The sequence below is a fragment of the Kitasatospora sp. NPDC051170 genome, from assembly GCF_044455705.1.
GTDB lineage: Bacteria > Actinomycetota > Actinomycetes > Streptomycetales > Streptomycetaceae > Kitasatospora.
The window spans coordinates 369,071-394,039 of sequence record NZ_JBITFA010000003.1 but is presented as its reverse complement, the minus strand read 5'-3'; the positions used below and the strand labels follow the sequence as shown (position 1 = coordinate 394,039).

21 protein-coding genes and 1 pseudogene are annotated in these 24,969 nt (G+C 75.0%); 10 read left to right on the top strand and 12 right to left on the bottom strand.

From position 1 onward, the window contains the following. The first annotated feature begins 90 nt into the window (after window positions 1-90). Window positions 91-1,683, top strand: a complete 1,593-nt coding sequence (locus ACIBCA_RS08825) for a lipase maturation factor family protein (RefSeq protein WP_396282138.1) — start codon at window positions 91-93, stop codon at window positions 1,681-1,683. Window positions 1,684-1,888: 205 nt separating this feature from the next. Beyond that, entirely contained in the window at window positions 1,889-3,841 is a 1,953-nt protein-coding gene (locus tag ACIBCA_RS08820) for a hypothetical protein (RefSeq protein ID WP_396282137.1), read from the top strand. Window positions 3,842-3,927: 86 nt separating this feature from the next. Here ACIBCA_RS08820 and ACIBCA_RS08815 read toward each other — a convergent pair whose 3' ends face one another. Both ACIBCA_RS08815 and ACIBCA_RS08810 read right to left on the bottom strand, forming a co-directional pair. Then, on the bottom strand, window positions 3,928-4,914 hold the full coding sequence (locus tag ACIBCA_RS08815) for a transglycosylase SLT domain-containing protein (RefSeq protein ID WP_396282136.1): 987 nt from the start codon (window positions 4,912-4,914) through the stop codon (window positions 3,928-3,930). A 57-nt stretch (window positions 4,915-4,971) separates the two neighbouring features. Beyond that, complete coding sequence (locus ACIBCA_RS08810; protein ID WP_396282135.1) at window positions 4,972-5,826, bottom strand: helical backbone metal receptor; 855 nt, start codon at window positions 5,824-5,826, stop codon at window positions 4,972-4,974. Between the two features lie 138 nt (window positions 5,827-5,964). Here ACIBCA_RS08810 and ACIBCA_RS08805 point away from each other — a divergent pair, with 138 nt between their 5' ends. The 3 genes from ACIBCA_RS08805 (at window position 5,965) to ACIBCA_RS08795 (ending at window position 9,068) form a co-directional block, all read left to right on the top strand. Next, the gene (locus ACIBCA_RS08805; RefSeq protein WP_396282134.1) at window positions 5,965-7,101 is read left to right on the top strand and encodes an ABC transporter substrate-binding protein; all 1,137 of its coding nucleotides are present in this window, start codon (window positions 5,965-5,967) and stop codon (window positions 7,099-7,101) included. A 129-nt stretch (window positions 7,102-7,230) separates the two neighbouring features. Further along, a complete protein-coding gene (locus ACIBCA_RS08800; protein WP_396282402.1) occupies window positions 7,231-8,265 on the top strand; it encodes a FecCD family ABC transporter permease in 1,035 nt (344 codons plus the stop codon). Next, the gene (locus ACIBCA_RS08795) at window positions 8,262-9,068 is read left to right on the top strand and encodes an ABC transporter ATP-binding protein (RefSeq protein ID WP_396282133.1); all 807 of its coding nucleotides are present in this window, start codon (window positions 8,262-8,264) and stop codon (window positions 9,066-9,068) included. Before ACIBCA_RS08800 ends, ACIBCA_RS08795 begins: the two co-directional genes overlap by 4 nt. Window positions 9,069-9,152: 84 nt before the next feature. Here the strand turns inward: ACIBCA_RS08795 and ACIBCA_RS08790 are convergent, their stop codons facing one another. From ACIBCA_RS08790 to ACIBCA_RS08775, 4 genes are all read right to left on the bottom strand, one after another. Next, window positions 9,153-10,055, bottom strand: a complete 903-nt coding sequence (locus ACIBCA_RS08790) for an L-tyrosine/L-tryptophan isonitrile synthase family protein (RefSeq protein ID WP_396282401.1) — start codon at window positions 10,053-10,055, stop codon at window positions 9,153-9,155. Between the two features lie 142 nt (window positions 10,056-10,197). Further along, window positions 10,198-11,511: a cytochrome P450 gene (locus ACIBCA_RS08785; RefSeq protein WP_396282132.1), complete on the bottom strand. Its 1,314-nt coding sequence runs from the start codon at window positions 11,509-11,511 to the stop codon at window positions 10,198-10,200. A gap of 47 nt (window positions 11,512-11,558) precedes the next feature. Beyond that, a complete protein-coding gene (locus ACIBCA_RS08780; protein ID WP_396282131.1) occupies window positions 11,559-12,920 on the bottom strand; it encodes an MFS transporter in 1,362 nt (453 codons plus the stop codon). Between the two features lie 304 nt (window positions 12,921-13,224). After that, on the bottom strand, window positions 13,225-13,794 hold the full coding sequence (locus ACIBCA_RS08775) for a sigma-70 family RNA polymerase sigma factor (RefSeq protein ID WP_396282130.1): 570 nt from the start codon (window positions 13,792-13,794) through the stop codon (window positions 13,225-13,227). 55 nt (window positions 13,795-13,849) lie between these two features. On the opposite strand from ACIBCA_RS08775, the gene ACIBCA_RS08770 reads away from it, so the two are divergent. Next, window positions 13,850-14,104, top strand: coding sequence for a zf-HC2 domain-containing protein (locus ACIBCA_RS08770; RefSeq protein ID WP_396282129.1), 255 nt, complete (start codon window positions 13,850-13,852; stop codon window positions 14,102-14,104). A gap of 255 nt (window positions 14,105-14,359) precedes the next feature. Here ACIBCA_RS08770 and ACIBCA_RS08765 read toward each other — a convergent pair whose 3' ends face one another. Together ACIBCA_RS08765 and ACIBCA_RS08760 are read right to left on the bottom strand one after the other, a co-directional pair. Beyond that, complete coding sequence (locus ACIBCA_RS08765) at window positions 14,360-15,205, bottom strand: hypothetical protein (protein ID WP_396282128.1); 846 nt, start codon at window positions 15,203-15,205, stop codon at window positions 14,360-14,362. Between the two features lie 107 nt (window positions 15,206-15,312). After that, window positions 15,313-16,017: an N-acyl homoserine lactonase family protein gene (locus ACIBCA_RS08760; protein WP_396282127.1), complete on the bottom strand. Its 705-nt coding sequence runs from the start codon at window positions 16,015-16,017 to the stop codon at window positions 15,313-15,315. Between the two features lie 332 nt (window positions 16,018-16,349). Here ACIBCA_RS08760 and ACIBCA_RS08755 point away from each other — a divergent pair, with 332 nt between their 5' ends. Together ACIBCA_RS08755 and ACIBCA_RS08750 are read left to right on the top strand one after the other, a co-directional pair. Further along, the gene (locus tag ACIBCA_RS08755) at window positions 16,350-17,813 is read left to right on the top strand and encodes a CoA transferase (RefSeq protein ID WP_396282126.1); all 1,464 of its coding nucleotides are present in this window, start codon (window positions 16,350-16,352) and stop codon (window positions 17,811-17,813) included. A gap of 80 nt (window positions 17,814-17,893) precedes the next feature. Beyond that, a pseudogene (locus ACIBCA_RS08750) lies at window positions 17,894-18,295 on the top strand (DUF6461 domain-containing protein); the annotation flags it as partial. A 73-nt stretch (window positions 18,296-18,368) separates the two neighbouring features. Here ACIBCA_RS08750 and ACIBCA_RS08745 read toward each other — a convergent pair. Further along, a complete protein-coding gene (locus tag ACIBCA_RS08745) occupies window positions 18,369-18,968 on the bottom strand; it encodes an HdeD family acid-resistance protein (protein ID WP_396282125.1) in 600 nt (199 codons plus the stop codon). Between the two features lie 202 nt (window positions 18,969-19,170). On the opposite strand from ACIBCA_RS08745, the gene ACIBCA_RS08740 reads away from it, so the two are divergent. Continuing rightward, window positions 19,171-21,093, top strand: a complete 1,923-nt coding sequence (locus ACIBCA_RS08740; protein ID WP_396282124.1) for an NAD-binding protein — start codon at window positions 19,171-19,173, stop codon at window positions 21,091-21,093. 163 nt (window positions 21,094-21,256) lie between these two features. On the opposite strand, the gene ACIBCA_RS08735 is transcribed toward ACIBCA_RS08740, so the two are convergent. The 3 genes from ACIBCA_RS08735 to ACIBCA_RS08725 all read right to left on the bottom strand — a co-directional run bounded on the left by ACIBCA_RS08735 (window position 21,257) and on the right by ACIBCA_RS08725 (window position 24,069). Then, window positions 21,257-22,042, bottom strand: a complete 786-nt coding sequence (locus ACIBCA_RS08735; protein ID WP_396282123.1) for an enoyl-CoA hydratase — start codon at window positions 22,040-22,042, stop codon at window positions 21,257-21,259. Window positions 22,043-22,226: 184 nt separating this feature from the next. After that, complete coding sequence (locus ACIBCA_RS08730; RefSeq protein ID WP_396282122.1) at window positions 22,227-23,330, bottom strand: enoyl-CoA hydratase/isomerase family protein; 1,104 nt, start codon at window positions 23,328-23,330, stop codon at window positions 22,227-22,229. Between the two features lie 79 nt (window positions 23,331-23,409). Then, window positions 23,410-24,069 (bottom strand): TetR/AcrR family transcriptional regulator, encoded by a 660-nt coding sequence (locus tag ACIBCA_RS08725; protein ID WP_396282121.1) that lies wholly within the window; start codon window positions 24,067-24,069, stop codon window positions 23,410-23,412. Window positions 24,070-24,178: 109 nt separating this feature from the next. Here ACIBCA_RS08725 and ACIBCA_RS08720 point away from each other — a divergent pair, with 109 nt between their 5' ends. Beyond that, the gene (locus tag ACIBCA_RS08720) at window positions 24,179-24,949 is read left to right on the top strand and encodes an SDR family oxidoreductase (protein ID WP_396282120.1); all 771 of its coding nucleotides are present in this window, start codon (window positions 24,179-24,181) and stop codon (window positions 24,947-24,949) included. The last annotated feature ends 20 nt before the right edge of the window (window positions 24,950-24,969 follow it).

Genomic DNA, 24,969 nt, shown 5'->3' with positions numbered 1-24,969 from the left:
CACCCGGGCGGGTGAACCACCCGCCCCACCGGACCCGCCCCGCCCCGGCCGCGCCCCCCGCACCGCCCGCCGGTGGTAGGCATGGGCCGCATGGACTGGTCCGACTGGTTCGCGTGGTTCGCCTCCCCCGACTACTGGCTGAGCCGCCTGCTCGTCCAACGCCTGCTCGCCGCCCTCTACCTGATCGGATTCCTCGCCGCCGCCACCCAGTTCCGCGCCCTCATCGGCGCGGACGGCATGCTCCCCGTGCCGCGCTTCACCGCCCGCGTCCCCTTCCGGCAGTCGCCGAGCCTCTTCCACGCCCACTACAGCGACCGCTTCTTCGCCGCCGTCTCCTGGGGAGGCGCCGCGCTCTCCGCCGCCGTCGCCGCCGGACTCGGCGACGCCGTCCCCCTCGGGGCCTCCATCGCCCTGTGGGCCGTGCTGTGGGCGCTCTACCTCTCCGTCGTCAACGTCGGACAGACCTGGTACTCCTTCGGCTGGGAGTCCCTGCTGCTCGAGGCCGGCTTCCTCGCCGCCTTCCTCGGCAACGCCGGCACCGCCCCGCCCGCCCTCGTGCTGTGGCTGATGCGCTGGCTGGTCTTCCGCGTCGAGTTCGGCGCCGGACTGATCAAACTGCGCGGCGACCGCTGCTGGCGCGACCTGACCTGCCTGCGCTACCACCACGAGACCCAGCCCATGCCCGGCCCGCTGAGCTGGTTCTTCCACCATCTGCCCGCCCCGCTGCACCGCGTCGAGGCCGCCGCCAACCACGTCGTGCAACTCCTCGTCCCGATCGGCCTGTTCCTGCCCCAGCCGGTCGCGAGCTGGGCCGCCTGCGCGATCGTCGCCACCCAGCTGTGGCTCATCGCCTCCGGCAACTTCGCCTGGCTCAACTGGCTGACCGTCGTCCTCGCCCTCGCCGCCGTCGACCCCGCCCGCCTCGGCCTGCCCGTGCACCCCCGCAGCTATCCGCCCGCCCCGCCCTGGTACGAGGTGCTGGTGCTCGCCCTCACGGCCGCCGTCGCCGTCCTCAGTTACCAGCCCGCCCGCAACCTCCTCTCCCGCCGCCAGGTCATGAACCGCTCCTTCAACCGGTTCCACCTCGTCAACACCTACGGCGCCTTCGGCAGCGTCAACCGCCTGCGCCAGGAGATCCTCGTCGAGGGCACCGACGAGGCCGTCCTCACCCCGCACACCGTCTGGCGCGCCTACGAGTTCAAGGGCAAACCCGGCGACGTGCGCCGCCTGCCCCGCCAGTACGCCCCCTACCACCTGCGGCTGGACTGGCTCATGTGGTTCGCCGGCATCTCGCCCGCCTACGCCCGCCCCTGGTTCCTGCCCTTCGTCGCCCGCCTGCTCGCCGGCGACCGGGACACCCTGCGGCTGCTGCGCCACAACCCCTTCCCCGACGCCCCGCCGACCCACGTCCGGGCGACCCTCCACCTCTACCGGTTCACCACATGGCGCGAACTGCGCGAAACCGGCGCCTGGTGGCACCGCACGGCGCTGCACGAGTACCTCGCGCCCGTCGACCTGCACGCCCTCGGCCGCGCCGGGTACCGCCCACCCCTCGGCAGGCCCGTGCGGCCCGTACGGCCTGTACGCAGAGTGCCGCTCGACGGACTGCGGCACCACCCGGACGGACCCGCCGGCCACCCGCACGGACCAGCGCCCCACCACCCGGACGGACCTCCCGGGTAGCGGCCAGGCGGGCGGTACGGCACGCCACACCGGCCCCCATGGCGGGTGGGTGCGTGCAAGGCTCGAACGGGCACCCGTATTCTGGGCGTCCACACCCGGCGGCCCGACCGCGCACCCCCCGGCCCCGCCCAGGGGCAGCCCGCGCAACCGGTCCGCCGCCCCCTCGCCGCCAGCCCCGCCGTCGTCGCCCAGAACCGGACCTCACATGACAGTGCTTCACTCGCGCAACGCCGACGCAGCCTCCCCGGCGGACGTCGCCGCCGCCGACGCCGCCGCAGACGTCAAGGACCCCCAGGACGCCGCCGAGCCCGACCTCCGCGAGGACCTCGGCCGCTACGCCGAACTCGGAGCCTTCACGCTCAGCGCCGACACCCACGCCTGGTACGCGGCCGTCGACACCGTCGCCACCCCCGAGGACGCTCGCGCCGCCTCCACCGTCCTCGCCGAACTGCGCGGCCGCGACCTCCAGCAGCTCTGGGAGACCGTCACCGCCCTCGTCGCCGAGGTCAAGATCGACGAGCCGGCCACCGTCGCCACCACCGCGGCCCTCGTCGAGACCCTCCAGCGGGTGCGCGTCACCTCCGCCACCCTCACCCCCGCCGCGTACGACACCGACCTGGGCCCCCTGGTCGCCGCCACCGCCGACAGCGCCTGGCGCAAGGAGCGGGACGTCAAGCTCTCCTGGCTGCGCGGCCGTTCGCTGCGCAAGCAGGCCGCCGCACTCGCCCACGACCGCCGCATCCGCCGCGAGGACCTGCACGAGGCCCTCGCCTCCGCCCTCGTCGAGCGCCGCGCCTGGTCCCTCCTCGCCCCCGCGGGCACCCTCCCCGCGGTGCCCGCCGACGGCGCCCTGGTCGACACCACCGCCCAGGCCTTCGAGGCCCTCGGCACGGGCATCGCCGAACTCGCCCGCCTCCTGCCCGGCCACGACCTCGACGGGATCGCCTTCGCCGAGCTCATCGAGCTCGTCGAGCGCCTCGCCGCCGACGAGGGCACCCTCTACCGCCTGCCCACCATCCGCGGCCTGCGCGCCACCCTGGAGGAGGCGGGCCTCGGCGACCTCCTCACCGAACTCACCGCCGCCCGCGCCGACCGCCGCGCCGCCGAAGCCGCGTACGCGGCGCGGCAGGCGCTCGCGGGCGGGCAGCGGGACGGGCTGGCCGAGGTTGAGGTTGAGGCTGAGCCGGCGGCCGAGGTCGAGGTTGAGGCCGAGGTCGAGGTCGAGGTTGAGGCCGAGGTTGCCGCCCACACCGACGTCGAGCTGACGGAGGAGACTCCGGCAGAGCCCGAGGCTGCGGACACTGAGGCTGAGGCCGTCGACACCGTCGACACCGTCGAGGTCGAGGAGACCCCGGCCGCTTCGGTCTCCCTCCCGGCGCCGTCCCCGGCGGCCGACGACCTGGTGGCAGCCGCCCCGGCGGAGACCGTCGTGGTGGACGAGGAGCCCACCGCTCCGGTTGAGACCGAGGCTGAGGTCGAGGTCGAGGTCGAAACCGAGCCGGAGGCCGTCGAGGCTGAGGCCGAGGCCCTTGCCGAGGTCGTGGCGGAGGAGCCGCAGGCACCTGCCGTCGTCGAGACCGAGCCGGAGACTGTCGAGGCCGAGGTGGAGCTGGAGGCCGTCGAGGAGTCGACGGCTGCGCCGGAGGCGGTTGTTGAGGCCGAGCCGGTGTCCGAGGTCGAGGCTGTTGTCGAGGAGCCCGAGGCCGAGGAGTCGACCGCTGCGCCGGAGCCGGTCGTCGAGACCGAGACCGAGACCGAGGCCGTAGTCAAGGTCGAGCCGGTGGCCGAGGTCGAGGTTGTCGTCGAGCCGGTGGCCGAGGAGCCCGAGGCTGTTGTCGAGGCCGAGGAGCCGACCGTCGAGGCCGAGTCGGTGGCCGCCGAGGTCGAGGTTCCCGTCGAGGAGGCCCCCGCCGCCGAGGCGACGCCCGCCGAGGACGCCGAGGCCCCGTCCGCGAAGCCGGACTTCACCCCCGGTCGCCCCGTGACCGCCTACTCCGCCGAGGAACTGCTCGCCATCGTCCGCTGGATCGACGGCGACGGCGTCGGGCGCACCGACGAGGAGCTGCTGCGCGCCGCCATGAAGGAGCTGGGCTTCGCCCGGCTGGGCCCGCGCATCAAGGAGGCGCTGGGCGCCGCCGTCACCGCCGCGCGCGGCTGACGGCAGTCAGGCGGCGGCGGAGACGCCGAGGGGCCCGGGACGCGAGCATCGCGTCCCGGGCCCCGTCGCATCCGCGGGCAGCCGCCTCAGCCGGCCTTGTTCCACGGCTGGCTGGACATCAGCGCCTTCACGTTGGCCACGTACGACGGGTTCGGGATGACCAGGCTGCCGACGACCTGGCCCGAGGTCGGGTCGGTCACCGTGTTGTAGTGCACGTTGCCCGCGCCCGCGTTGTACGCGGAGATGACGAGGTCGAGCAGCGGCGTCTTGCCGGACGCGTCGGCGGAGAGGTCGTACGTGCCGCCGAAGGAGGAGTCGCCGTAGTAGGCGACCAGCCAGTCCAGCAGCTGGCTGCCGAGCTGGACGTTCCCGGAGAGGGTCTTCGGGTCGGACTTCGTCGCGAACTTGGTGTTCATCCAGTCGACGGTGTTCGGCATGATCTGCATCGTGCCGATCCCGCCGTCGCAGGCGAGGATGCCGGACTGCCAGCCGCTCTCCTGCCAGGCGATGGCCTTGACGAGGTTGGCGGGCAGCGCCGGGAGCTTGTCGGTGCCGCCGTTGCTGAGGTTGAGCGTACGGGACTGTCCGGCGGCCGAGGTGAGTGCCGCCCCCACGGCCTCCTTCGGCTCGTCGGGCTGCGGGTGGCTGGGCTTGCAGCTGCTCTGCAGCGGCGGCACGTGCGGGGTGGCCGGTGCGGGCGGCGGCGGGGGTGCGACCGGGCCGGGCTTGGCGACGGGGACGGGCGCCGCGATGGCGGGCTTGGCGACGGGCGGCTGGGTGGCCGGGGCGCCGGGCTTGGCGTTGCCGGGCTGGGCGCTCGCGGTGGCCTTCGCGGCGGTGCCGGTGCTCGCGCTCGGGGTGGGTGTGGCGCTCGGCGTGGCCGAGGCGGTGGCACTCGCCGTCGCGCTCGGGCTGACGGTCGGCGAGGCCGTCCCGGCGGCGGTGGTGGCGCTCGACGCGGCGTCCTGGTACGTGTCCGCGCCCTTGCTGCCGCAGCCGGTCAGGACGGCCGTCGACACGGCCACGGCCGACACCAGGACGAGGGCGCGTCTGGCGGTGGTGCTCGTGTTCACGTTCAACTGCTCGTCCCCCCACTCGTTCACCGGCGTGCCCGGTGAATGGCGGTCATCCTACGATGTGCCCGAACCACCCTGTGCGGACGGGTGGCCGGTCGCCCCCACGATCGGCCCCACGGTCGCCCCCACGATCGGCGCCGCGATCGCCTGGGCCAGCACCTCCGGAGCGGACACCAGGGACGGCCCGTACCAGGTCAGGTGCCGTCCGCTGACCAGAGCCACCGGCGTCCCGGGGAAGGCCTCCGGCCCGTCCTCGGCGGTGAAGCGGTACGGCTCGTCCGGCAGCACCACCAACTCCGGCCCGTCCAGCTTCAGTTGCGGCAGCGGGATGGTCGGGTAGCGCTCGGCGTGGCCTGCGTGGACCAGGTGCAGGCCCAGACGGCGCAGCAGGTCCCCGGCGAAGGTGTCGCGGCCGATCACCATCCACGGGCGGCGCCAGATCGGCACGACGGTCCGCAGGGCTCGTGGCAGGGGGGCGACCGCCCGCCACGACGCCTCGGCCTCGTCGAGCCAGGACGGGCGCGGCAGGGCGCAGGCGAGGGTCAGCATCCGGTCCAGCGAGCGGAACGCGCCGTCCAGGGTGCGCACGTCGGTGACCCAGACCGGAACCCCGGCCGTGCGCAGCGCCTCCAGGTCCGGGCGGCGGTTCTCCTCGTCGTTGGCGAGGACGAGGTCGGGTTCGAGGGCGAGGATCGCGGGCACGTCCGGGTTCTTCGTGCCGCCGATCCGGGTGACGGCCAGGTCGGCGGGGTGACTGCACCAGTTCGTGGCGCCGACCAGCAGGCCGGGGGCGGTGGCGGCGAGCGCCTCGGTGAGGGAGGGGACCAGCGAGACCACCCGGCGCGGCGGGCGCGGCCCGAGCGGGACGGGCAGGTCGAGGTCGTCGCGCGGCACGGTGAGGTCGGGCATCCGGCCACCCTACGCGCACCGCCCACCGGGGCCCGGGGATTCCCGAAGGTCCCCGGGAACCCGCCCGCCACCGCGCCCGACTACCTGGTCCGGGTCCGCAGCACGGGCCCCGTACCGACACCGACCAGGAGAGCCGCCATGCGCCCCCGCGTTCGCCGTCCACTCGCCCGCCCGAGCGCCCGTCAGGCGGTCGCCTCCGGCCTGGCGGCCGCCGTCGCCCTGCTCGCCACCGCCTGCGGAAGCGGCGGCGGCACGAGCGGCGGTGGCACGAGCGGCGGCGCCGGGTCGGGCGCGAGCCTCACCGCCGTCGCCGCCGGCTTCCCCGTCAAGGTCGCCGACTGCGTGGGCAAGGAGACCACCGTCGCCAAGGCGCCGACGAGGATCGTCACCAGCAACGCCTCCAGCCTCGAGATGCTGCTGCGCCTCGGCGCCGGCGACCGGGTGATCGGCACCGGCTTCCCGCCCGGCAAGGGCACCCTGCCCTCCGAGGTCGCCGAACAGGGCGCCAAGGTGCCGGTGTTGGGCGACAAGGCCATCCCCAAGGAGAAGCTGCTCGGCTCCGGCGCCGACCTCTACGTCGACACCTTCGGCGCCATGCCGATGATGGGCGGCGCCGCCGGGCCCAGCGAGGAGGAGTACGCGGCGGCCGGCATCCAGCACGTCTACCTGCTCTCCACCGCCTGCGCCGGCACCCCGAAGGCCGCCAAGGGGCCCCGGACCGACCTCTCCGGCGTCGAGGAGGACATCCGCCGCCTCGGCGCCGTCACCGGCACCTCCGCCCGCGCCGAGGAACTCGTCACCGGCATGGAACGGCGCACCGGCGAGGTCCGCAGCGCGCTCGCCGGCGTGCCCGCCGAGCAGCGGCCCACCTACTTCCTCTTCGACTTCGACGGCGGCACCAAGCAGCCCGTCGCGGTCTGCGGGCGCCAGGTCGCCAACGCCGTCATCACCCTGGCCGGCGCGCGCAACGTGTTCGCCGACTGCGACGCCGACTTCAAGCCCGGCAGCTGGGAGGACGTCGTCGCCAAGAACCCGGAGTGGATACAGCTCGCCGTCCGCGACCGGGGCGGCGAGGAGGCCACCCGTAAGGCGTACGACGAGGCCGAGGCGTTCCTGCGCGGCTTCCCCGCCACCCAGGGCCTGAAGGCCGTCCAGCAGGGCCACTTCATCCGGCTCGGCTCCGAGGCCACCACCATCGCGGGCGTGCGCAACGCCGACGCCGTCCGGCAGATCGCCGCCGCCGTGCACCACGACCTCGTCAAGAGCGGTCAGTAGCAGGTGACTTCGACCTCCGACCCGTCCCTCGACCCGTCCCTCGACCCGTCCGCCGACCCATCCTCCGATCCGTCCTCCGATCCGTCCTCAGTCCCGCCGGCGCGGGACACCGCCCGCCCGGCCCGCACCCTGCGGGCCGGGCCGCTGGCCCTCGCGCTCGCCGCAGCCCTGCTGCTCGCCCTCACCGCCGCCGTCTGCCTCGGCGCCGTCGACATCCCGCCCGCCGAGGTGTGGTCGGTCATCGCCCGCCGCCTCACCGGACAGGCCCCCGAACCCGGCACCCGCGACCTCATCGTCTGGCAACTGCGCGTCCCCCGCGCCCTGTTGGCCGCCCTCGTCGGCGCCGGACTCGGCCTCGTCGGCACCGCCGTCCAGGCGCTCGTCCGCAACCCGCTCGCCGACCCCTACCTCCTCGGCGTCTCCTCCGGCGCCTCCCTCGGCGCCGTCGCCGCGATCGTCCTCGGCACCACCCTCGGCCTGGAGCTCTCCTTCGGCAGCGCCCTCGGCCTCACCGTCTCCCTCGCCGCCTTCGCCGGCGCCCTCGGCGCGTTCACCCTCGTCTGGCTGGTCGCCCGGCGCGGCGGCGGCTTCAGCCCGCTGCGCCTGGTCCTCGCCGGCATCGGCATCGCCCAGTTCCTCGGCGGCCTCACCAGCTACCTCGTCCTCCAGACCCGCGACGAACAGCAGACCAGGGGCGTCCTGTTCTGGCTCATGGGCAGCCTCGGCGGCGCCGTCTGGGCCCAACTCGCCGTACCCGCCGTCGCGGTGGCCCTCGGACTCGGCCTCCTCCAGGCCCGCGCCCGGGGCCTCAACGCCGCCCTCATGGGCGACGAGACCGCCGCCGGCCTCGGCGTGGACGTCACCCGGCTGCGCCGCGAGGTCTTCGTCGTCACCAGCGTCCTCACCGGCGTGCTCGTCGCCGTCTCCGGGGCGATCGGCTTCGTCGGCCTGATGGTGCCGCACGTGTGCCGGCTGCTCGTCGGCGGCGACCACCGGCGCCTGCTGCCCCTGTCCGCGCTCACCGGCGCCCTGCTGCTCGTCGTCGTCGACACGGCCGCCCGCACCGTCCTCGACGGCCAGGAACTGCCCATCGGCGTCGTCACCGCCGTCCTCGGCGCCCCCACCCTGCTCTACCTGCTCGACCGACGACTGGAGCGCACGTGAGGATCGCCGTCGAGAACCTGAGCGTCACCCTGGCCGGGCGCCGGGTCGTGGCCGGAGTGCACCTCGTCGCCGAGGAGGGCGAGATCGCCGGCCTCGTCGGACCCAACGGCAGCGGCAAGTCCAGCCTGCTGCGCACCGTCTACCGGCACCTGCGGCCCAGCGCCGGACGCGTCCTGCTCGACGGGCGCGACCTCGCCGGGCTGCGCCCCGCGCAGTCCGCCCGGCACATCGCCGCGCTGCCCCAGGAACGCGGCGGGGACTTCGAGTTGAGCGTGCGCGAGGTCGTCGCGATGGGACGCACCCCCTACAAGGGCGCCTTCGCCGCCGACGACGCCGAGGACCGCGCCGTTACCGCCGAGGCACTCGAACGCGTCGGCCTGACGGCGGCCGCCGACCGCCGCTTCGCCCGGCTCTCCGGCGGCGAACGGCAACGGGCCCTGCTGGCCCGGGCCCTCGCCCAGCAGCCGGACGTGCTCGTCCTGGACGAGCCGACCAACCACCTCGACGTCCGTCACCAGGTCGAACTCCTCGCCCTGCTGCGGCAGCAGCGCCGCACCACCCTGGTCGCCCTGCACGACCTCAACGCGGCCGCCTCCGTCTGCGACCGCCTCCACGTGCTGCACGAGGGGGCGCTGGTCGCCTCCGGGGCGCCGCGCGAGGTGCTGACGGCCGAGCTGCTCGCCGAGGTCTTCGGCGTCCGGGCGGCCGTGGTCGAACACCCGCTCACGGGTGACCCGTTGATCGCCTTCGACCACCGCACCCCGGCCACCGCCCTCGTCCGGCAGGGCGGCGGCGGGCCCTGACGCGGTGCTTCCGCTCCTGGTGGGGCGTCGGGTGAACGGGATCCCGTTCACCCGACGCCCCTTTCCGGTGCGGCCGTCCCGCGGTCAGTGGGCCTCGAAGTGGCTCGGGCGGCCCCCGCGCACCACCGGTCGGCCGAGCCGGGCCGCCGTCTCGCTGCGCAGCAACTCCCACCTGCCGTCCGGGTGATGGAGGGCGGACGCGTGCCACGGGGTGGTCCAGGCGTCGGCCGCCGCGAGCAGGCGGATGCCGAACTTCGGGGCGCCCACCGGCTGCGGGTGGATCGACAGCCGTACGGCCTCCGGGTGCTGCTCGGCGATCAACTCACCCCAGGCGCGGCTGCGTTGGATCACGCCGTAGGCGCGACGGCGGCAGTCGCGCTGGAGGGCGGAGCGGGTGCCGGTGAAGCCGGCGGTGTCCTCGACGAGGAAGCGGGTGATGCCGAGGTAGAGCCGCCTGGTCTCCTCGTCGCCCACCACCTGCTCGCGCAGCCGCTCCAGGCTCGGGGCGTAACGGGCGTGCACCCGGGCGCGCTTGTCCTCGTGGGGGAGGTCGCCGAGGACCTCGCGCAGGTCGAAGGTGGCGAGGTGGCCGAGCCCCTCGCGGCGGATCATGGCGGCCAACTCGTCGGAGTAGGCGTCGATGTGGTCGTCCGGGACGCCGATCAGGTCGCCGAAGACGTGGCCGTCTGCGCAGATCAGCAGCCGGGCGCCGGGGGAGTGGAGGCGGCCGATCGCGGCGCAGAGCCCGTCCAGGAAGGTCAGCGACAGGCGTTCGCCCTCGTCGGGCAGATGGCCGAGGACCTTGGCCGGGTTCGGGGACTTGCAGGGGAAGCCGGGCAGGGTGAGGAGAATCGGCTCGCCGGCGCGGACGAAGGCGGCGATCCGGGCGAGTTGCCGCGGGAAGTGCTCGGGGAGGGCCTGCGCGGCGGGGTCGCTGGCGCGCCGGTGGGGCAGCAGCAGGGCGAGCACGCGGGCGGCGAGGCGCATCGGCTCGTCGGGGTGGTCGGGCTCGTCGGGTTCGTCGGGGTGGTCGGGGTGCTCGGGGCGGTCGGCGTGCTCGGGTATCGCGTCGGGGCGGATCGGGGCGGTCGCGAGGGGCATGGCGTGGGTCCTTGAGGGGTGGTGGGTTTCAGCGGCGCAGGTCGTAGGCGACGGGCAGCCGGTCGACGCCGCGCGCCAGGACGGCGGGGATCCAGCTGAGCTCGTCCAGCCCGTCACCGGGCTCGGCCGAGGGGCGCAGCCCCGGCAGGCGGGTGAGCAGGGTGGCGACGGCGATCTGGAGTTCGGCCCGGGCGAGGGCCGCGCCCGGGCAGTAGTGGATGCCGTGGCCGAAGGCCAGATGGGCGTTGGGGGTGCGGTCGAGGTCCAGCCGGTCGGCGTCGGGGAACCGGGCCCCGTCGCGGTTGGCGGCGCAGAGCGAGACGATCACCGAGTCCCCGGCGGGGACGGTGGTGCCGAAGAGGTCGGAGTCCTCGGCGAAGAACCGCCAGGTGGTGAGCTCGAACGCGGCGTCGTGGCGCAGCAGTTCCTCCACCGCCCGGGCGAGCGCCTCCGGATCCTCCGCCAACCGCTCGCGCAGGCTCGCGAGTTGGGCGGGGTGGCGCAGCAGGGTGACCAGCATGGTGGTGATCTGGTTGGTGACCGGCTCCTGGCCCGCGACCAGCAGCTGGAAGACCATCGACTCGAGCTCGGCCCGGCTCAACCCGCCCTCGTCATGGGCCTCGACGAGCCGGTCGAGCAGATCCTCGGCCGCCGTCCAGCCGGGCTCGGCGCGGTCGGCGCGCTTGCGGGCGACCACGTCGGCGATGTACGTCTGCAAGCCCCGCAGCCGCGCCTCGTACGCGGGCCGGGCGGGGTCGTTCGGGCCGACCGGCTGGACGACCTTGCCCCAGTCGCGGTCGAAGCGCGCGGCCGATTCGGCGGGCAGGCCGATGACTTCGGCGAGCACCCGGAACGGATAGTGCGCGGCGAACCCGGCCACCAGGTCGGCGCCGCCGTCGGCGGGCAGGGCGTCCACCAGCTCGTCCGCGAGGTGTTGCAGGCGCGGGCGCAGGGACTCCACCCGGCGCGGGGCGAAGGCGTCCAGCACGAGTCGGCGCATCGAGGTGTGCTCGGGCGGGTCCTGGTGCAGGAGGTGGACCTGCAGTTCGGAGTGCTGCGGCTCGGGCATGATCGACGCCAGCGCGCGCCAGTTCGCGTTCCCCAGCGCGTGGTTCTTGCCCAGGCGCGGGTCGTTGAGGGCGGCGTGGGCGGCCTGGTGGCCGGTGACGAGCCAGGCGTGGATACCGCTGGGGAACTCCACCCGGTGCACGGGACCGGCCTCGCGCAGCCGCCGGTAGAGCGGGTACGGGTCGCGCTTGTACTCCGGACCGTACAGCGGCACGGGGTCGGCGCCGTCGCCGGTGTACGGGCAGCGCGGGGCCTGGGCGGGGTGGTCGTGCACGGTTGGTGCTCCTCCGGTACGCGGGGGTCGGGACGGGCGAGGGCGGTTCAGGTGGTGACGGGCGGGCGCCGGGCGAGCAGCGCGACGGCCGTGGCCGCCAGCAGGGCGGCGAGGGCCAGGCCCGTTCGGGCGGTGGCGGCGGCCGCCGTCGCCGTGGCCAGGGCGGGGCCGAGGGCGAACCCGAGGCTGCGGCTCAGCTGGACGGCGGAACCGGCGGTGGCCAGGCGCCCCGGCGGTGCGGCGGACATCGCCAGCGCCTGGGTGGGGCCGCCGTTGAGGCCCATCCCGGCGCCGGCCAGGGCGAGCCGCCAGGCGATCTGCGGGCCGTCCCAGCCGGCGTCCAGCGGCACGAGCAGGGCCAGCCCGAGGGCGGTGACGGCGGCGCCGGTGAGGGCCGTCGGGCGGGCGCCCCAGCGGTCGGCCAGCCGCCCGCCGAACCGTCCGGCCAGCACCATGCCGAGGGGGAAGGCCAGCATGGTCAGGGCGGTGGCGGTGGCGCTCTCGCCGCGGGGGCCGCGCAGCTGCTGGGCCAGGAGGTAGTGGCAGGCGGCGAATCCGGCGGCGAGGCAGAGCACGGAGGCGTCGGTCGCGGCCGTCCCGCCGGTGCGCAGCAACCGCGCGAGCGGCCGGCCGCCGGGGCGGCGCAGCCACAGGAGGACCAGCGGCGCGGCGGGCAGCGCGAGCAGCAGCCACTGCGGCGCCCTCGGGGCGAGGGTGAGGCCGAGCAGCACGGCGGCGACGGCGGCGCCGATCAGCGCCGCGTCGCCGAGCGAGTCCCGCCCCGGCGGGCGCAGCCGTCCTTTCCTGGGGGCGTGACGGCGGACGATCAGGGCGGCGGCCAGGCAGACGGGCAGCTTGACGAGGAAGACCGCCCGCCAGCCGAAGTGGTCCAGCAGCAGCCCGCCGACGACGGGCCCGGTGACGGCGCCGAGCGGCCCGAGCGTGGCGGGCACGCTCATCGCTCGGCCGCGCAGCTCGGGCCGGACGGAGGTGGCGGCGAGCACCGGCATCAGGACGAACAGCACGGCGGCGAAGGCCCCTTGGGTCAGCCGGGCGGCTATCAGCCACCAGGCCCACGGGGCGAGCGCGGCGAGTGCGCTGCACGCGGCGAATCCGGTCACGGCCAGCAGCAGCGCGGGCCTGGTGCCCACCCGGTCGAGCCACCGCCCGGCGGGCAGCAGCAGGGCGACGAGGGGGAGTTGGTAGCCGAGCGCGGCCCACTGGGCGATCCCGGCGGGGACGTGCAGGCCGGTGGCGATGTCGGTGAGCGCGAGGTTGACCACGTTCATGTCGAGCATCGCGACGAAGGAGAGCAGGCCGGCGGCGACGACCAGGATCCAGCGGTCCGGCTCGGGGGCGATCTGACGGACCATCAGATCGGTGGGTATCGGATGCTGCGGAGCCGTCATGGAGCCCTCCGTTCGGATGCCGCTTCGGACCGGGGCGCCGCCTCGGCGGCGGGGTCCGGTACAGCAGTCGGGGGAGAGGCGGCCGGGGTTCCGAACAGGTGAGGGATTTCTGTCGGGGGCCGGCGGCGGACGGATGTCGGCGAACGCCTTTCAGATGACGGCGAACAGATGACGGCTGGCATCAACTGTCATCTGTTCGCTGAAATCCGTCCGCCGCCATCCGTCTGCCGCCATCTGTTCACTGCCGCCCGGCCCGGCCCGGCCCGGCGCTCGCTCTCGGCCCGGCCGCCCGGCCCGGCCCGGCTCAGCAGGCCGCCGCGAACTCCCCGTGCTCGGCGGCGCGCAGCCGGGCGATCAGCTCCTCCCGTGCCCGCGCCACCCGGGAGCGGACGGTCCCGACCGGGCACCCGGCCACGGCGGCGGCCTCCGCGTAGCTGAGGCCGAGCACCTGGGTGAGCACGAACGCCTCCCGGCGCTGGGCTGGCACCCGGTCGAGCAGGTCGTCGAGCGCGACCCCGTCCTCGAACCCGGCGGCCGGCGCGGCCCCCGCACCCTGGCGCTCCGCCGCCTCCTGCCAGTCCGGCAGCACGGCGAGCCGCGGCCGGGCCGCGGCCATGCGGTAGCGATCGATGACCGTGCGCCGCGCGATCGACAGCAGCCAGGTGCGCGCCGAGGAGCGGCCCGCGAACGAGGGCAGGCCCCGCAGCGCGCGCAGGAAGGTCTCCTGGGCGAGGTCGTCGGCGGACTGGACGTCGGTGAGATGGGCGACGAACCGCCACACGTCCCGCTGGGTGGCGCGGACGAACGCCTCGACGTCGGCCGCCCGTCCGCCGCGGGCGCTCAGCGCGAGCGCGGTGAGCTGGTCGTCATCCACGGTCGCCTCCCACCCGGCCGGTCCGGACCCGGCCGCCGTGCGGGACGATGGTCAGATGAGATGCGCGCAGTTCCGTACCGCCCTGTCCGCCCGCCTCGACGGCGAGCCGACCGGTCTGCCGGAGCCCCGGCTGGACAAGCACCTCGCGCGCTGCCCCGGCTGCCGCGCCTGGCAGGAGGAGGCCGAGCGGCTGCGCGTCCGTACGGCCGCCGCCGGTGCGGACACGGCCGCCGGTCCGGACGAGCGGTGGACGGCCGGACTGCTGGCCCGGCTGGCCGACGAGCCGACAGAAGAGGGCAGGGAGAAGTAGGGCGCCGGCCGGAGCCGGTGCGCCGTGGTGGTCAGGCATGTGAAGGTCCCCAGGGGAGGGCTGGCTGCGGCGCCGCCATGCGGCGGCACCGTCGGTGTCCAGGGGCACGCGCCACCGCGCCGCCCGCGAAGGGACGGCCGACGGCGGAGCCCGGGCCCGGTCACCACGGCGGCGCGAGAACGGCGCGGCCGGGCGACGGGGCGACCTGCCCGCCACGGGTGAAGGCTCGAAGGCGAAGGAGCGGCGGCGGGCGCGTCAGCAGGCGAGGGCGAGCGCCGGCGGCCCGCGCCGGACCACGGCGTGCGTCAGCAGCACCGAACGCGGCGGCCGCGCCGACCGGTCGGCGGGCCGGGGCGCGGCCGGTGGCCGGTGGCCGAACGGGCGCAGGCACAGCGCCAGCAGCGGAAGCACCAGCGCCCCCGCGACCACGGCCCCGAGCGCGCCGAACAGCTCGAAGAGCCGCACCAGCGCGGCGTCCCCGCGCCACAGCAGCAGCGCACAGGCCAGCGCCGCCACCACGTGGGCGGTGAGCATCCCCGCCGACATCCCGTGCGCCGCGCCGCCTGACGCACCGCCCGACAGGCCGTGCGCCGACGGCATCCCATGCCGCATGCCCGACATTCCGGTCATGCCCGGCATCCCCGCCATATCCGCCATGCCCGTCATGCCCGCCATCGCGTGGTGCATCCCCGCAGCGCCGTGCGGGGCGACCGAGGCCGGCGGCGCGACGCCCGGGTCGAGCCCGGCCATCCGCGCCAGCTCGACGGGGGAGAGCCCGCCCGGCAGCCGGTCGGGGTTGCACAGCAGCAGCGCGGCCCAGTCGGTGCCGGTTCCCCCGCCCCCGCCCGCGCCGGAGGACCCGGCACGCTGGAACAGCAGGTGAAGGGCGCTCTGCGCCACGACCATCCAGGCGCTGATCACCGCGAGCCCCCGCCGCTTCCCGGCCAGCAGCCAGGTCGGCAGGAGGACGGCCCCGGCCGCACCGGCCAGCACCGGCGCCGTGACCCCGGCCCCGCCCATGGCGACGTGCGCGGCGGCGGCCAGCGCCACGCACAGCGCGGCGAAGACCACGGCGCGCAGCAGGCGTACTCGGTCGGTCATCACGATGGCACTCATCGTCGCACCCGCCCCGCCCGCCGCGTGGCGCACCCTCCGGTATCGGCCGGTTCCGCCCCGTGAGACCATGCCGCCCCCGGGCTGCCCGGCCGTCAGTGCGCCGGCTCCCACACCGCCTGGTCGTGCGCGAAGAGCACCCAGCGTGGCGCCGCCTCCGAGACCCGGTCCAGCCACGCCGGGTACCCGGGCAGCGGGGGCTCGACCCCGTCCAGCGCCGCCCGCCGGGCCATCACCGCATGCCCGTACTCGCTCGCGAAGTCGTACGCCTGACCCGCCAGCAGCACCGAGCGCCCGCCGGAGCGCTCGACCAGCAGCGACTGGTGCCCCTGGGAGTGCCCGGGGGTGGGCAGCACCCGCACGCCCGGCCAGATCTCCGTCTCGCCGTCGACCTCGCGGTACTCGGCGCCGGGGAAGTCGACCAGCGCCTCGATGGTGTACCCGCCGCGCCGGGCGACGGCCAGCTCCGTGCTCTGCACCACCACCGGGGTCCCGGCCAGCAGCGGGTTGGCGCCGCAGTGGTCGAAGTGCAGGTGGCAGTTGACGACCAGGTCGATGTCGGAGACCGCCACCCCGGCGGCCGCCAGCGCCTCCGGCAGCGGACGGCGGGAGGGCCGGTAGTGCGCCTCGGTCTCCGGCTCGCCCGCGCCGATGCCCGTGTCGAACAGCAGCAGGCCCTCGGGGCGCCGCACCAGGTACGCCAGCACCGGCTCCACCCGGGGCTCCGGCCCGCCCACTTCGATGGCCGGCCGGACGAAGTAGCCCAGATCGAGGCGGCGGATCGGGTGCATCGGCGTCATCCCCTGTTCGTGTCGCCCGGCACGGGCGGCACGGCACTGCGCATGCCCGCCCCCGTGCCGTCATGTCGTCACATCGTCACGTCGTCGTACGGTGTCGTACGTACGGTCCGGGGTGTTGCGGGTGACGTTCGTGCGCCCCCGCCGCGCTCCGGCCGCCCCGGGGTACCCCCGCTCCCCGTGGATGCGCCCCCACAGGGCCGCGTCCGCACCCTACCTGTCCGACCGGCGGGCCCCGGTCGGCCCGCACCCGATCGACCGTCACCCCGGGCGCCGCCGAGGCCTGTGTCGGGCGTCACGGCGACCGCCAGGACCCGAGGCGCACAATGCCGTCCATGATCGAACCCTCCGCACCCGCGACCGGTCCGTCGTCCACCGGCCAGCCCGAGCCCGCTCCCCCCGCGGCCTTCGACGGCCCGACCGCCGACGTCTGGACCGCCCTCGGGGGCCCGGCCGACCTGCTGCCGCTGGTCAGCTTCCACGGCCCGCAGGACGGCCTGCGCTCCGGCCTGCCGCTGCGCCGCCTCGCCCGGGCCACGGTGGCCGCCTGCTCCCTGGCCGCCGCCGAACTCGCCGCCCGCCGGGGCGCGGGGCGGGTCCCGGCGGTCCGGGTGGACGAGGGCGCCGTCGCCGCCTCCTTCACCAGCGAGCGCCACCTGACGATCGACGGCCGCAGCCCGGTCGGCTTCGCGCCGCTCTCCGGCTTCTGGCGCACCCGCGACGGCTGGGTCCGCACCCACGCCAACTACCCGCACCACCGCGCCCGGCTGCTCGACGTCCTCGGCCTGCCCTCCGACGCCGGGCCCGAACTCCTCGCCGAAACCCTCGCCGGGCTGCGCGCCGAGGACGTGCAGGAGCGCGCGTACGCGGCGGGGGCGCTCGCCGTGGCCGTCGCGCCGGTGAGCCCCGCCCGGCACCCCCTGGTCGACCACCTACCCGTCGCCGCCCCGGGCCTCGCTGCCTCGGGCCTCGCCGCCGCGCCCGTACGGCCGCTCGGCGCCGCGCCCGTCGACCGCCCCGCCGCCGGGGTCCGCGTCCTCGACCTCACCCGGGTCATCTCCGGACCGGTCGCCACCCGCATCCTCGCCCTCCTCGGCGCCGACGTCCTGCGGATCGACTCGCCCCGGCTGCCCGAGTCCGACGACGCCCACGCCGACACCGGCTTCGGCAAGCGCTCCGCCCGCCTCGACCTCGCCGAGCCCGCCGACCGCGCCGTCTTCGAGGACCTCCTCGCCACCGCCGACGTGGTCGTCAACGCCTACCGCCCCGGCTCCCTCGACGCCCACGGCCTCGCCCCCGAGGCGCTGTTCGCCCGCCGCCCCGACCTGATCCTCACCCAGATCGACGCCTGGGGCTGGAACGGTCCCTGGGCCGGGCGACGCGGCTTCGACAGCCTCGTCCAGGCCGGTGTCGGCATCGCCGCCCACGAGGCCGGCCCCGACGGCCGCCCCGGCGCCCTGCCCGCCCAGGCCCTCGACCACGGCACCGGCTACCTCGCCGCCGCCGGCATCCTGCGCGCCCTCGCCGACCGCGCCGCCGGACGCCCCGGCGGCCGCCACCTGCGCCACTCCTTCGCCGGCACCGCCTCCTGGCTGCTGCACGGCATCGCCCCCGAACACCCGAGCACCGGGGCTTCGGACGCGCAGCCGTACGACCCGCAGCCCTGGCTCACCGTCACCGACTCCGCGTACGGAAGGCTGCGCCACGCCCTCCCCCCGATCGCCTACGACGGCGCGCCCGCCAACTGGTCGCGCCCGCCCGGCCGTTGGGGCACGGATGAGGCCGTCTGGCTGGACTGAGAACCGGGCTGAGAACCGGGCTGAGAACCTGGGCTGAGAACCGGCGCGCGGTGTCGGCGACCTCTGGCGGCATCGCCCGTATGACCGCCCCTCGACCCGCCCACGCCACCGACTTCACCTGGTTCCGGCGGGGCCACCCCGGCCTGGCCGAGGCCGACTGCCTCACCCACGTCCAGGGCCTCACCGCCGAGGAACTGCAACGCGGCTTCGGCGCCGTGCCCGCCGGTGAGGTCACGGGCCTGCGCGAGATCGACGTGAAGGACCGGCCGTACGTCGCCGTCACCGAACTCGACGGCTGGGCCCTCGCGGTGGAGCCCAACGGCTACGACGCCCCGGGCCTCCCCGAACTGCTCACCGCCTGCGCCTTCCACCTCGCCGGCGAGGACTTCGGCCTCCACACCGAGGCCGCGTTCGCCCGCGCCGAGCGGCTCACGGGCGTCCGGCTCGCCCCGGAACGGCTGGCGGCCGCCACCTTCCGGCTCGGGTACGTGCCGGGGCCCTGGCCCCCTCTCGTCAGGGGGCCAGGGCCCGGGCACGCGCGGGTACGGCGCGGCGTCAGGCCCCGGACGGAATCCGCTTGGCCCGGCCCCGCACCTGGAGCGCCGTCACGATCTCCACCACCCCGAGGATCAGCAGCCAGCACCCGGCGAGCACGGTCAGCGCGGCGATCGAACCGACCGGCCAGACCATCAGCAGCACACCGGCCAGCGTGTTCGCCACACCCGCGAAGGCCTGCCAGCCGCGTGCCGGCATCATCGGGTCGGAGGCCGCGGCGGCGAGCTGGGTGATCCCCCGGAACAGCCACCCGATGCCGATCCACAGCGCGAGCAGCAGCAACGACTGCACGGCGCTGCGGAAGCAGAGCAGGCCCAGCATCACGCAGATCGCGCCACTGATGAAGGCCATCACCCGCAGCGCCGTACTCGCGTGAGTGCCGAACGCCGCGACCAGCTGCACGACCCCGGTCACCAGCAGGTAGAGGCCGAACAGCACACCCACCACCAGCAGGGTCTGCCGGGGCCAGGCGAAGACGACGACCCCCAGGGCGAGCGAGGCGACTCCGGCGGCCAGCAGCACCTGCCAGGCGGCCCTGGCGAGCTGCCCGAGCGGACCCTGGACCGGGGTGCCTTCGGGGGTGATGATCGGAGAGACCACGGCGGTGAACTCCTCGAGGTGGGAGCGGACAGAGGACGAAACCCAGCCTCATCGCGGCACCGCCCGGCCGCCCGCCGGACTGCTCCGTCCGGGTGACGGCATGTGTGTCGAGCGGCTCCTGAGGTGCCGCCATATCGCTCCGCATGGGCGGTAGGTCTTCTGAATGTCATGTTCCATCCACCGGCGATCGATACCATCCGGTATGACATCCGCAGGGTGGGGGACCCCGCCGGTCGAACCGATCAGCCAGCACTACATCGTGTGCGGGGGCAACGCCCTCGCCCATCGCCTCGTACTGGAACTCGTCGAGCACTACGAAGTCCCGGTCGTCGTCCTCGTCGCCGACCGCACCCGGGACCACGCGCCCCAGATCGAGCAACTGCCGGGCGTCTCGGCCGTCGTGGAGTACGCCAGCATCACCGAGGAGGCGCTGCGCGCCGTCTCCGTCACCACCGCCCGGGGCCTGGCCCTCGTCGAGGGCGGCGACCAGGAGAACATCCACGCGGCGCTCAGCGCCCAGGGCCACAACCCGGACCTGCGGATCGTCCTGCGGATGTTCAACCAGCGCCTCGGCGAGAACATCGAACGGCTCCTCAAGAACGGCGCCGCGCTCTCCGGTTCGGCCACCGCCGCCCCGGCCTTCGCGGCCGCCGCGCTCGGGCGGCCCAACTCGGTCGAGATCGAGGGGCAGTTCCTCTACGTCGCCTTCGACGAGGCCATCACCTCGGACCGGATCTGCGTGGTCGCCGACCAGATCGACCGCCAGGACCTCAGCAGGATCCGCCTCATGCCGGAGGAACAGGGCGCCTTCAAGGAGTTCCTGGAACTGGCCACCGAGTTCGGGGACGACGGGCCGGTCCGGCGCCCCGGCGGCGGCGCCGGACGGGTGCCGCCGCCACGCGCGGAGGAGGAGCCCGAGGAGGAGCCCGAGGCGGTCGCCGAGGGCGGTTCCGGCGGTGATGCGGGGCGTGCCGCCGAGACCGAGGAGAGCGCCGGCGGTGTGGCCGCGCTCCAGGCGCTGCCGATGGAACCGCACGAGGCGATCAGCTGGGTGCAGCGGGTGAGGTGGCGGGCCTTCGACACGCTGCGCTTCCTCACCAGTGCCCGGCTGCGGGTGGTGCTGCTCATCGCCCTCGCGGCCGTGATGATGTCCTTCGGCCTGCTCTGGTACCTCAACCGGGACTTCGGCTGGACGGTGTACGTCTCGCTGCTCGACCTGGCGGGCGCGGCCCAGCCCGACCAGCTCGCCGACGTCGCCAACGGGACGGGCACCGGCGGGCTCCGCCAGCGGATCGCCCAGGTGGTGATCACGCTGTGCGGGATCACCTTCGCACCGGTCGCCACCGCCATCGCGGTCGAGGTGCTCGGCTCGACGCGGCGCGGACTGCCGCGCAACCCGGGGGCCGGCACCCGCGACCACGTGATCGTCGTGGGCCTCGGCAACCTCGGCACCCGCATCGCCGAACAGCTGCACGGGCTGGGCGTTCCCGTGGTCGGCGTGGAGCGCGACCCCCAGGCACGCGGCATCGCGGCCCTGCGCTCGCTGGGCCTTCCGGTCGTGGTCGGCGACGGGCCCTTCGAGGACCAGTTGGGCCGGGCCCGGCTGCGGTACAGCCGGGCGGTGGTCGCCGTCAGCGGCGACGACGCCACCAACGTCGAGGCGGCGCTGGAGGCCCGGCACGGCAACCCGTCCGTACGGGTCGTGGTGCGGCTGTTCGACGACGACTTCGCCCGGCACTTCTACGCCACGCTGGACGACGCGGCCTCCCGCTCGGTCTCCTACCTGGCCGCGCCCGCCTTCGCCGCCGCCCTGATGGGACGTGAGGTGCGCGGGACGCTCTCGGTGTTCCGGCACGCGCTGCTGATCGCCGAACTGACGGTGGAGGACGGCAGCGGGCTGATCGGCATGAACCGCCACGACCTGGAGGACCCGGGCGGCGTCCGGGTGATCGCCGTCGGCTTCGCCCGCAACCCCAGGCTGAACTGGAAGTTCGCCGACCGCACCCGCCGCCTCGGCCCGGGCGACCGGCTCGTGGTCGCCGCCACCCGCAGCGGGCTCGCGCGGATCAACACCGCGCTGGTGGAGGAGGCCGACGGTCCGGCGCCGGTGACGAGCGACGAGTGACGGGGAACAGCTGACAACTGACAACTGACAACTGACAACTGACAAGTGACAGCTGACGGCGAACGAAAAACAGCGAACGGATCACAGAGTTCAGATGGTGAAATCTGTGATCCGTTCGCTGTGCTCTGTTCGTTGACCTCTGTTCTTTGACCTCTGTTCGCCGTCAGCGGTTCTCGAACTTCGGCGCCCGCTTCTCCGCGAACGCCGTCATGCCTTCCTTCTGGTCCGCCGTGGCGAACGCCGCGTGGAAGAGGCGGCGCTCGAAGCGCACACCCTCGGCGAGCGTGGTCTCGAAGGCGCGGTTGACGCTCTCCTTCATCATGATCGCGGCCGGGGCCGACATCGCCGCGACGGTCTCGGCGGTGGTCATCGCCTCCTCCAGCAGCTGATCGGCCGGGACGACCCGCGACACCAGGCCGGCCCGCTCGGCCTCCTCGGCGCCCATCATCCGGCCCGTCAGGCACAGCTCCATCGCCTTGGCCTTGCCGATCGCCCGGGTCAGACGCTGCGAGCCGCCGATGCCCGGGATGACACCGAGCTTGATCTCCGGCTGGCCGAACTTCGCGGTGTCCGCCGCCAGCAGGATGTCGCACAGCATGGCCAGCTCGCAGCCGCCGCCCAGGGCGAACCCGGCCACGGCCGCCACCACGGGCTTGCGCAGCGCGCCGAGCCGGTCCCAGGGGCCCAGCCAGTCGTCCAGGTAGACGTCGGGGAACGCGTTGCCCTGCATCTCCTTGATGTCGGCGCCGGCGGCGAACGCCTTCTCCGAACCGGTGATCACCAGACAGCCGATCTCCGGGTCCCGGTCGAACGCGGTCGCCGCGGCGACGACCTCGTTCATCAGCTGCGTGTTCAGCGCGTTCAGCGCCTTCGGGCGGTTGAGCGTGATCACGCCCACCCGGCCCCTGCGCTCGACCAGGATCGTCTCGTAGGTCTCGGTCTCGGTCATCGCCGTCGACTCCCATTCCGCTGCTCGGCGCCGCACGGGCGCGCCCTGACCACCCGAGGATCCACGACGTGCCCCGCCTCGCGCCAGTCTTGGCATGCGAGACGACGATCACCAGATCACCAGATCACCAGATCACCGGATCACCGGATCACCGGGGCCGGCGGGCGAGGGCCCCCACCGGACCTCAGGGCCGGGAGCCCTCCAGGCCCAGCTCGTCGTCCGGGCGGGGCGCGAAGAAGCGCTCGACGTCCGCGTCCGTCACCTCGGCGAGCGAACCGGGCGACCAGTGCGGGTCGCGGTCCTTGTCGATCACCTGGGCGCGGATGCCCTCGACCAGGTCGTGACCGTCGAGGGCGGCGCAGGAGATCCGGTACTCCTGGTCGAGCACAGCCTCCAGCGAGGGGAGCGTACGGGCCCGGCGCAGCGCGGCCAGGGCGGCCTTGACGGCGATGGGCGAGTTCCCGAGCAGCTGTCCGGCGGCCTCCTTCGCCTCCGCCACGCCGGAGTCGAGCAGTCGCTCGATGATCTCCTCGACGGTGTCGGCCGCGTAGCAGACGTCGATCCAGGCGCGCTTGGCGGCCAGCGGGGCCTCGGGCGCGGGCTCGGCGTGCGCGGCGACGGTCTCCCGGACGGCGGCGGCCGGGTCGGCGGCGCCCGCGCGGCCGGGCTCCAGGGCGCGGGCCAGGGCGTCGAGTAGCCCGGGCACCCGGGCGGAGGGCACGAAGTGGTCGGCGAAGCCGCACAGCAGCGCGTCGCCGGGGCCCATCGAGGCGGAGGCGAGTCCGAGGTGGGTGCCCAACTCGCCGGGGGCGAGGGCGAGCAGGCGGCTGCCGCCGACGTCCGGGACGAGGCCGATGCGGGTCTCGGGCATGGCGACGGTGGAGCGCTCGGTGACGATCCGCACCGCGCCGTGGGCGGACAGGCCGACGCCGCCGCCCATGGTGATGCCGTCCATGACCGCCAGGTACGGCTTCGGGTAGTGCGCGATCAGGGAGTCGAGCCGGTACTCGTCGCGGAAGAACGCCCGCATGCCGGCCCCGCCGGCCTTGGCGTCCTCGTGCATGGCGCGGATGTCGGCGCCCGCGCAGAGGCCGCGCTCGCCCGCACCGGTGAGCGCGACGGCGCGCACCCGGTCGTCCTCGGCCCAGGCGTCGAGGGCGGCGCGAACGGCCGTGATCATGCCGTGGGTCAGGGAGTTGAGCGCGCGGGGGCGGTTCAGCACGATCCGTCCGAGCCCGCCGTCCAGGTGGGTCAGGACCTCCGGCGCTTGCTCCGGCTGTGCGCTCATCCGTCCGCTCCCGTCCCTCGGTGGCGGCGGCCGGGCGGCCGCCGCGCTCCACCGTACCGGGGGCGCCGGGCGGAGGTGATCACGGGGACGGCCAGACCTGGAGGGCCAGTTCGGCGGTGCGGGCGAGCTCGTCGACGGTGGCGCCGTCGCGGGCCTGCTGGGACATGCCCTGGATCACCGTGGCGAAGTAGCGGGCGAGGGCGGACGGGTCGGCGTCCGGGGGGAGTTCGCCGTCCTGTCGGGCGGTGTGCAGCCGGGCCTCGAAGATCCGCAGGTTGGCGTTGCGCAGGTCGCGCAGCCGGGTCTGGACCTCGGCGTCCTGGACGGAGACGTTGGTCGCCGCGCTGATCACCAGGCAGCCGGCGGGGTGGGCCGGGTCCGCGTAGACGGTGGCGGTCTCGCGCAGGACGCGGGCGAAGGCGGCGCGGGCGGTGGGCTCCTCGGCCAGGGCGGTGCCGAGGAACGACCCCGCGGGGGAGTTGCCGTACTCCCGGACGACCTCCTCGAAGAGGGTGCGCTTGTCGCCGAAGGCGGCGTAGAGGCTGCCGGGGCGGATGCCCATGGCGGCGGTCAGGTCGCTGACGGAGGTGGCCTCGTAGCCGCGTTCCCAGAACAGCAGGGTCGCCGCCGCGAGCGCCTCGGCGCGGTCGAAGGCCGGTGGCCGACCGCGCCGGGCGGGCCGGGCCGCGGGGGCGGCAGCCGGTGTGGGCGGGGGCGTCGGGTGGGTCTTCTCGGCCATGCCGAAATTTTAGAGCAGTCGCTCAAGAAGTGGGTCGCAGGTGTGCTAGCTTCTTTTTTGAGCGATCACTCAATAAATGAGTGGCGACGCGAACAGGGAGGGGTGGGCCATGACCGGGCGCGCACTGGAGGGCAGGACGGCACTGGTCACCGGCGGTAGCCGGGGGATCGGACGGGCCATCGCCGAGCGGCTGGGCCGGGACGGCGCCGTCGTCGCCGTGGGCTACGCGCGGGAGAAGGAGGCGGCCGCCGAGGTGGTCGAGGGCATCCGCGCGGCGGGCGGCCGGGCGTTCGCGCTGCCCGCCGCGCTGGGGTGGCACGGCGACGCCGTCGCGCTCTGGGAGGCGTTCGACGAGCGGATCGGCGAGCACGCGCCCACCGGCGGCGTGGACATCATCGTGAACAACGCCGGGATCGGGCGCAGCGCCGACCTCGCGAGCCTGACCGAGGAGGGCTTCGACGAGGTGTTCGCGGTCAACGTCCGCGCGCCGCTCTTCATCGTCAAGCACGGGCTGGAGCGGCTGCGCGACGGCGGCCGGATCATCAACATCTCCAGCGGCCTGGCCCGCATCGCCATGCCGGAGGTCATGGCCTACGGCTCGACGAAGGGCGCGCTCGACACCTTCACGCTCAACCTGGCCAAGGAGCTCGGGCCGCGCGGCATCACCGTCAACTCGGTGGCGCCCGGCATCGTCGACACCGACAACACGAGCTGGCTGCACGGGGACCAGGAAGCCGCCGCCTGGGCGGCCTCGGTCTCCGCGTTCGGCCGCGTCGGGCAGCCGGAGGACATCGCGGGCGTGGTGGCCTTCCTCGCCTCGGACGACGCCCGCTGGGTCTCCGGCCGGGTCGTCGACGCCACCGGCGGGTCGGCGCTGTAGCGCTTGGCCGGGCCGGGCCG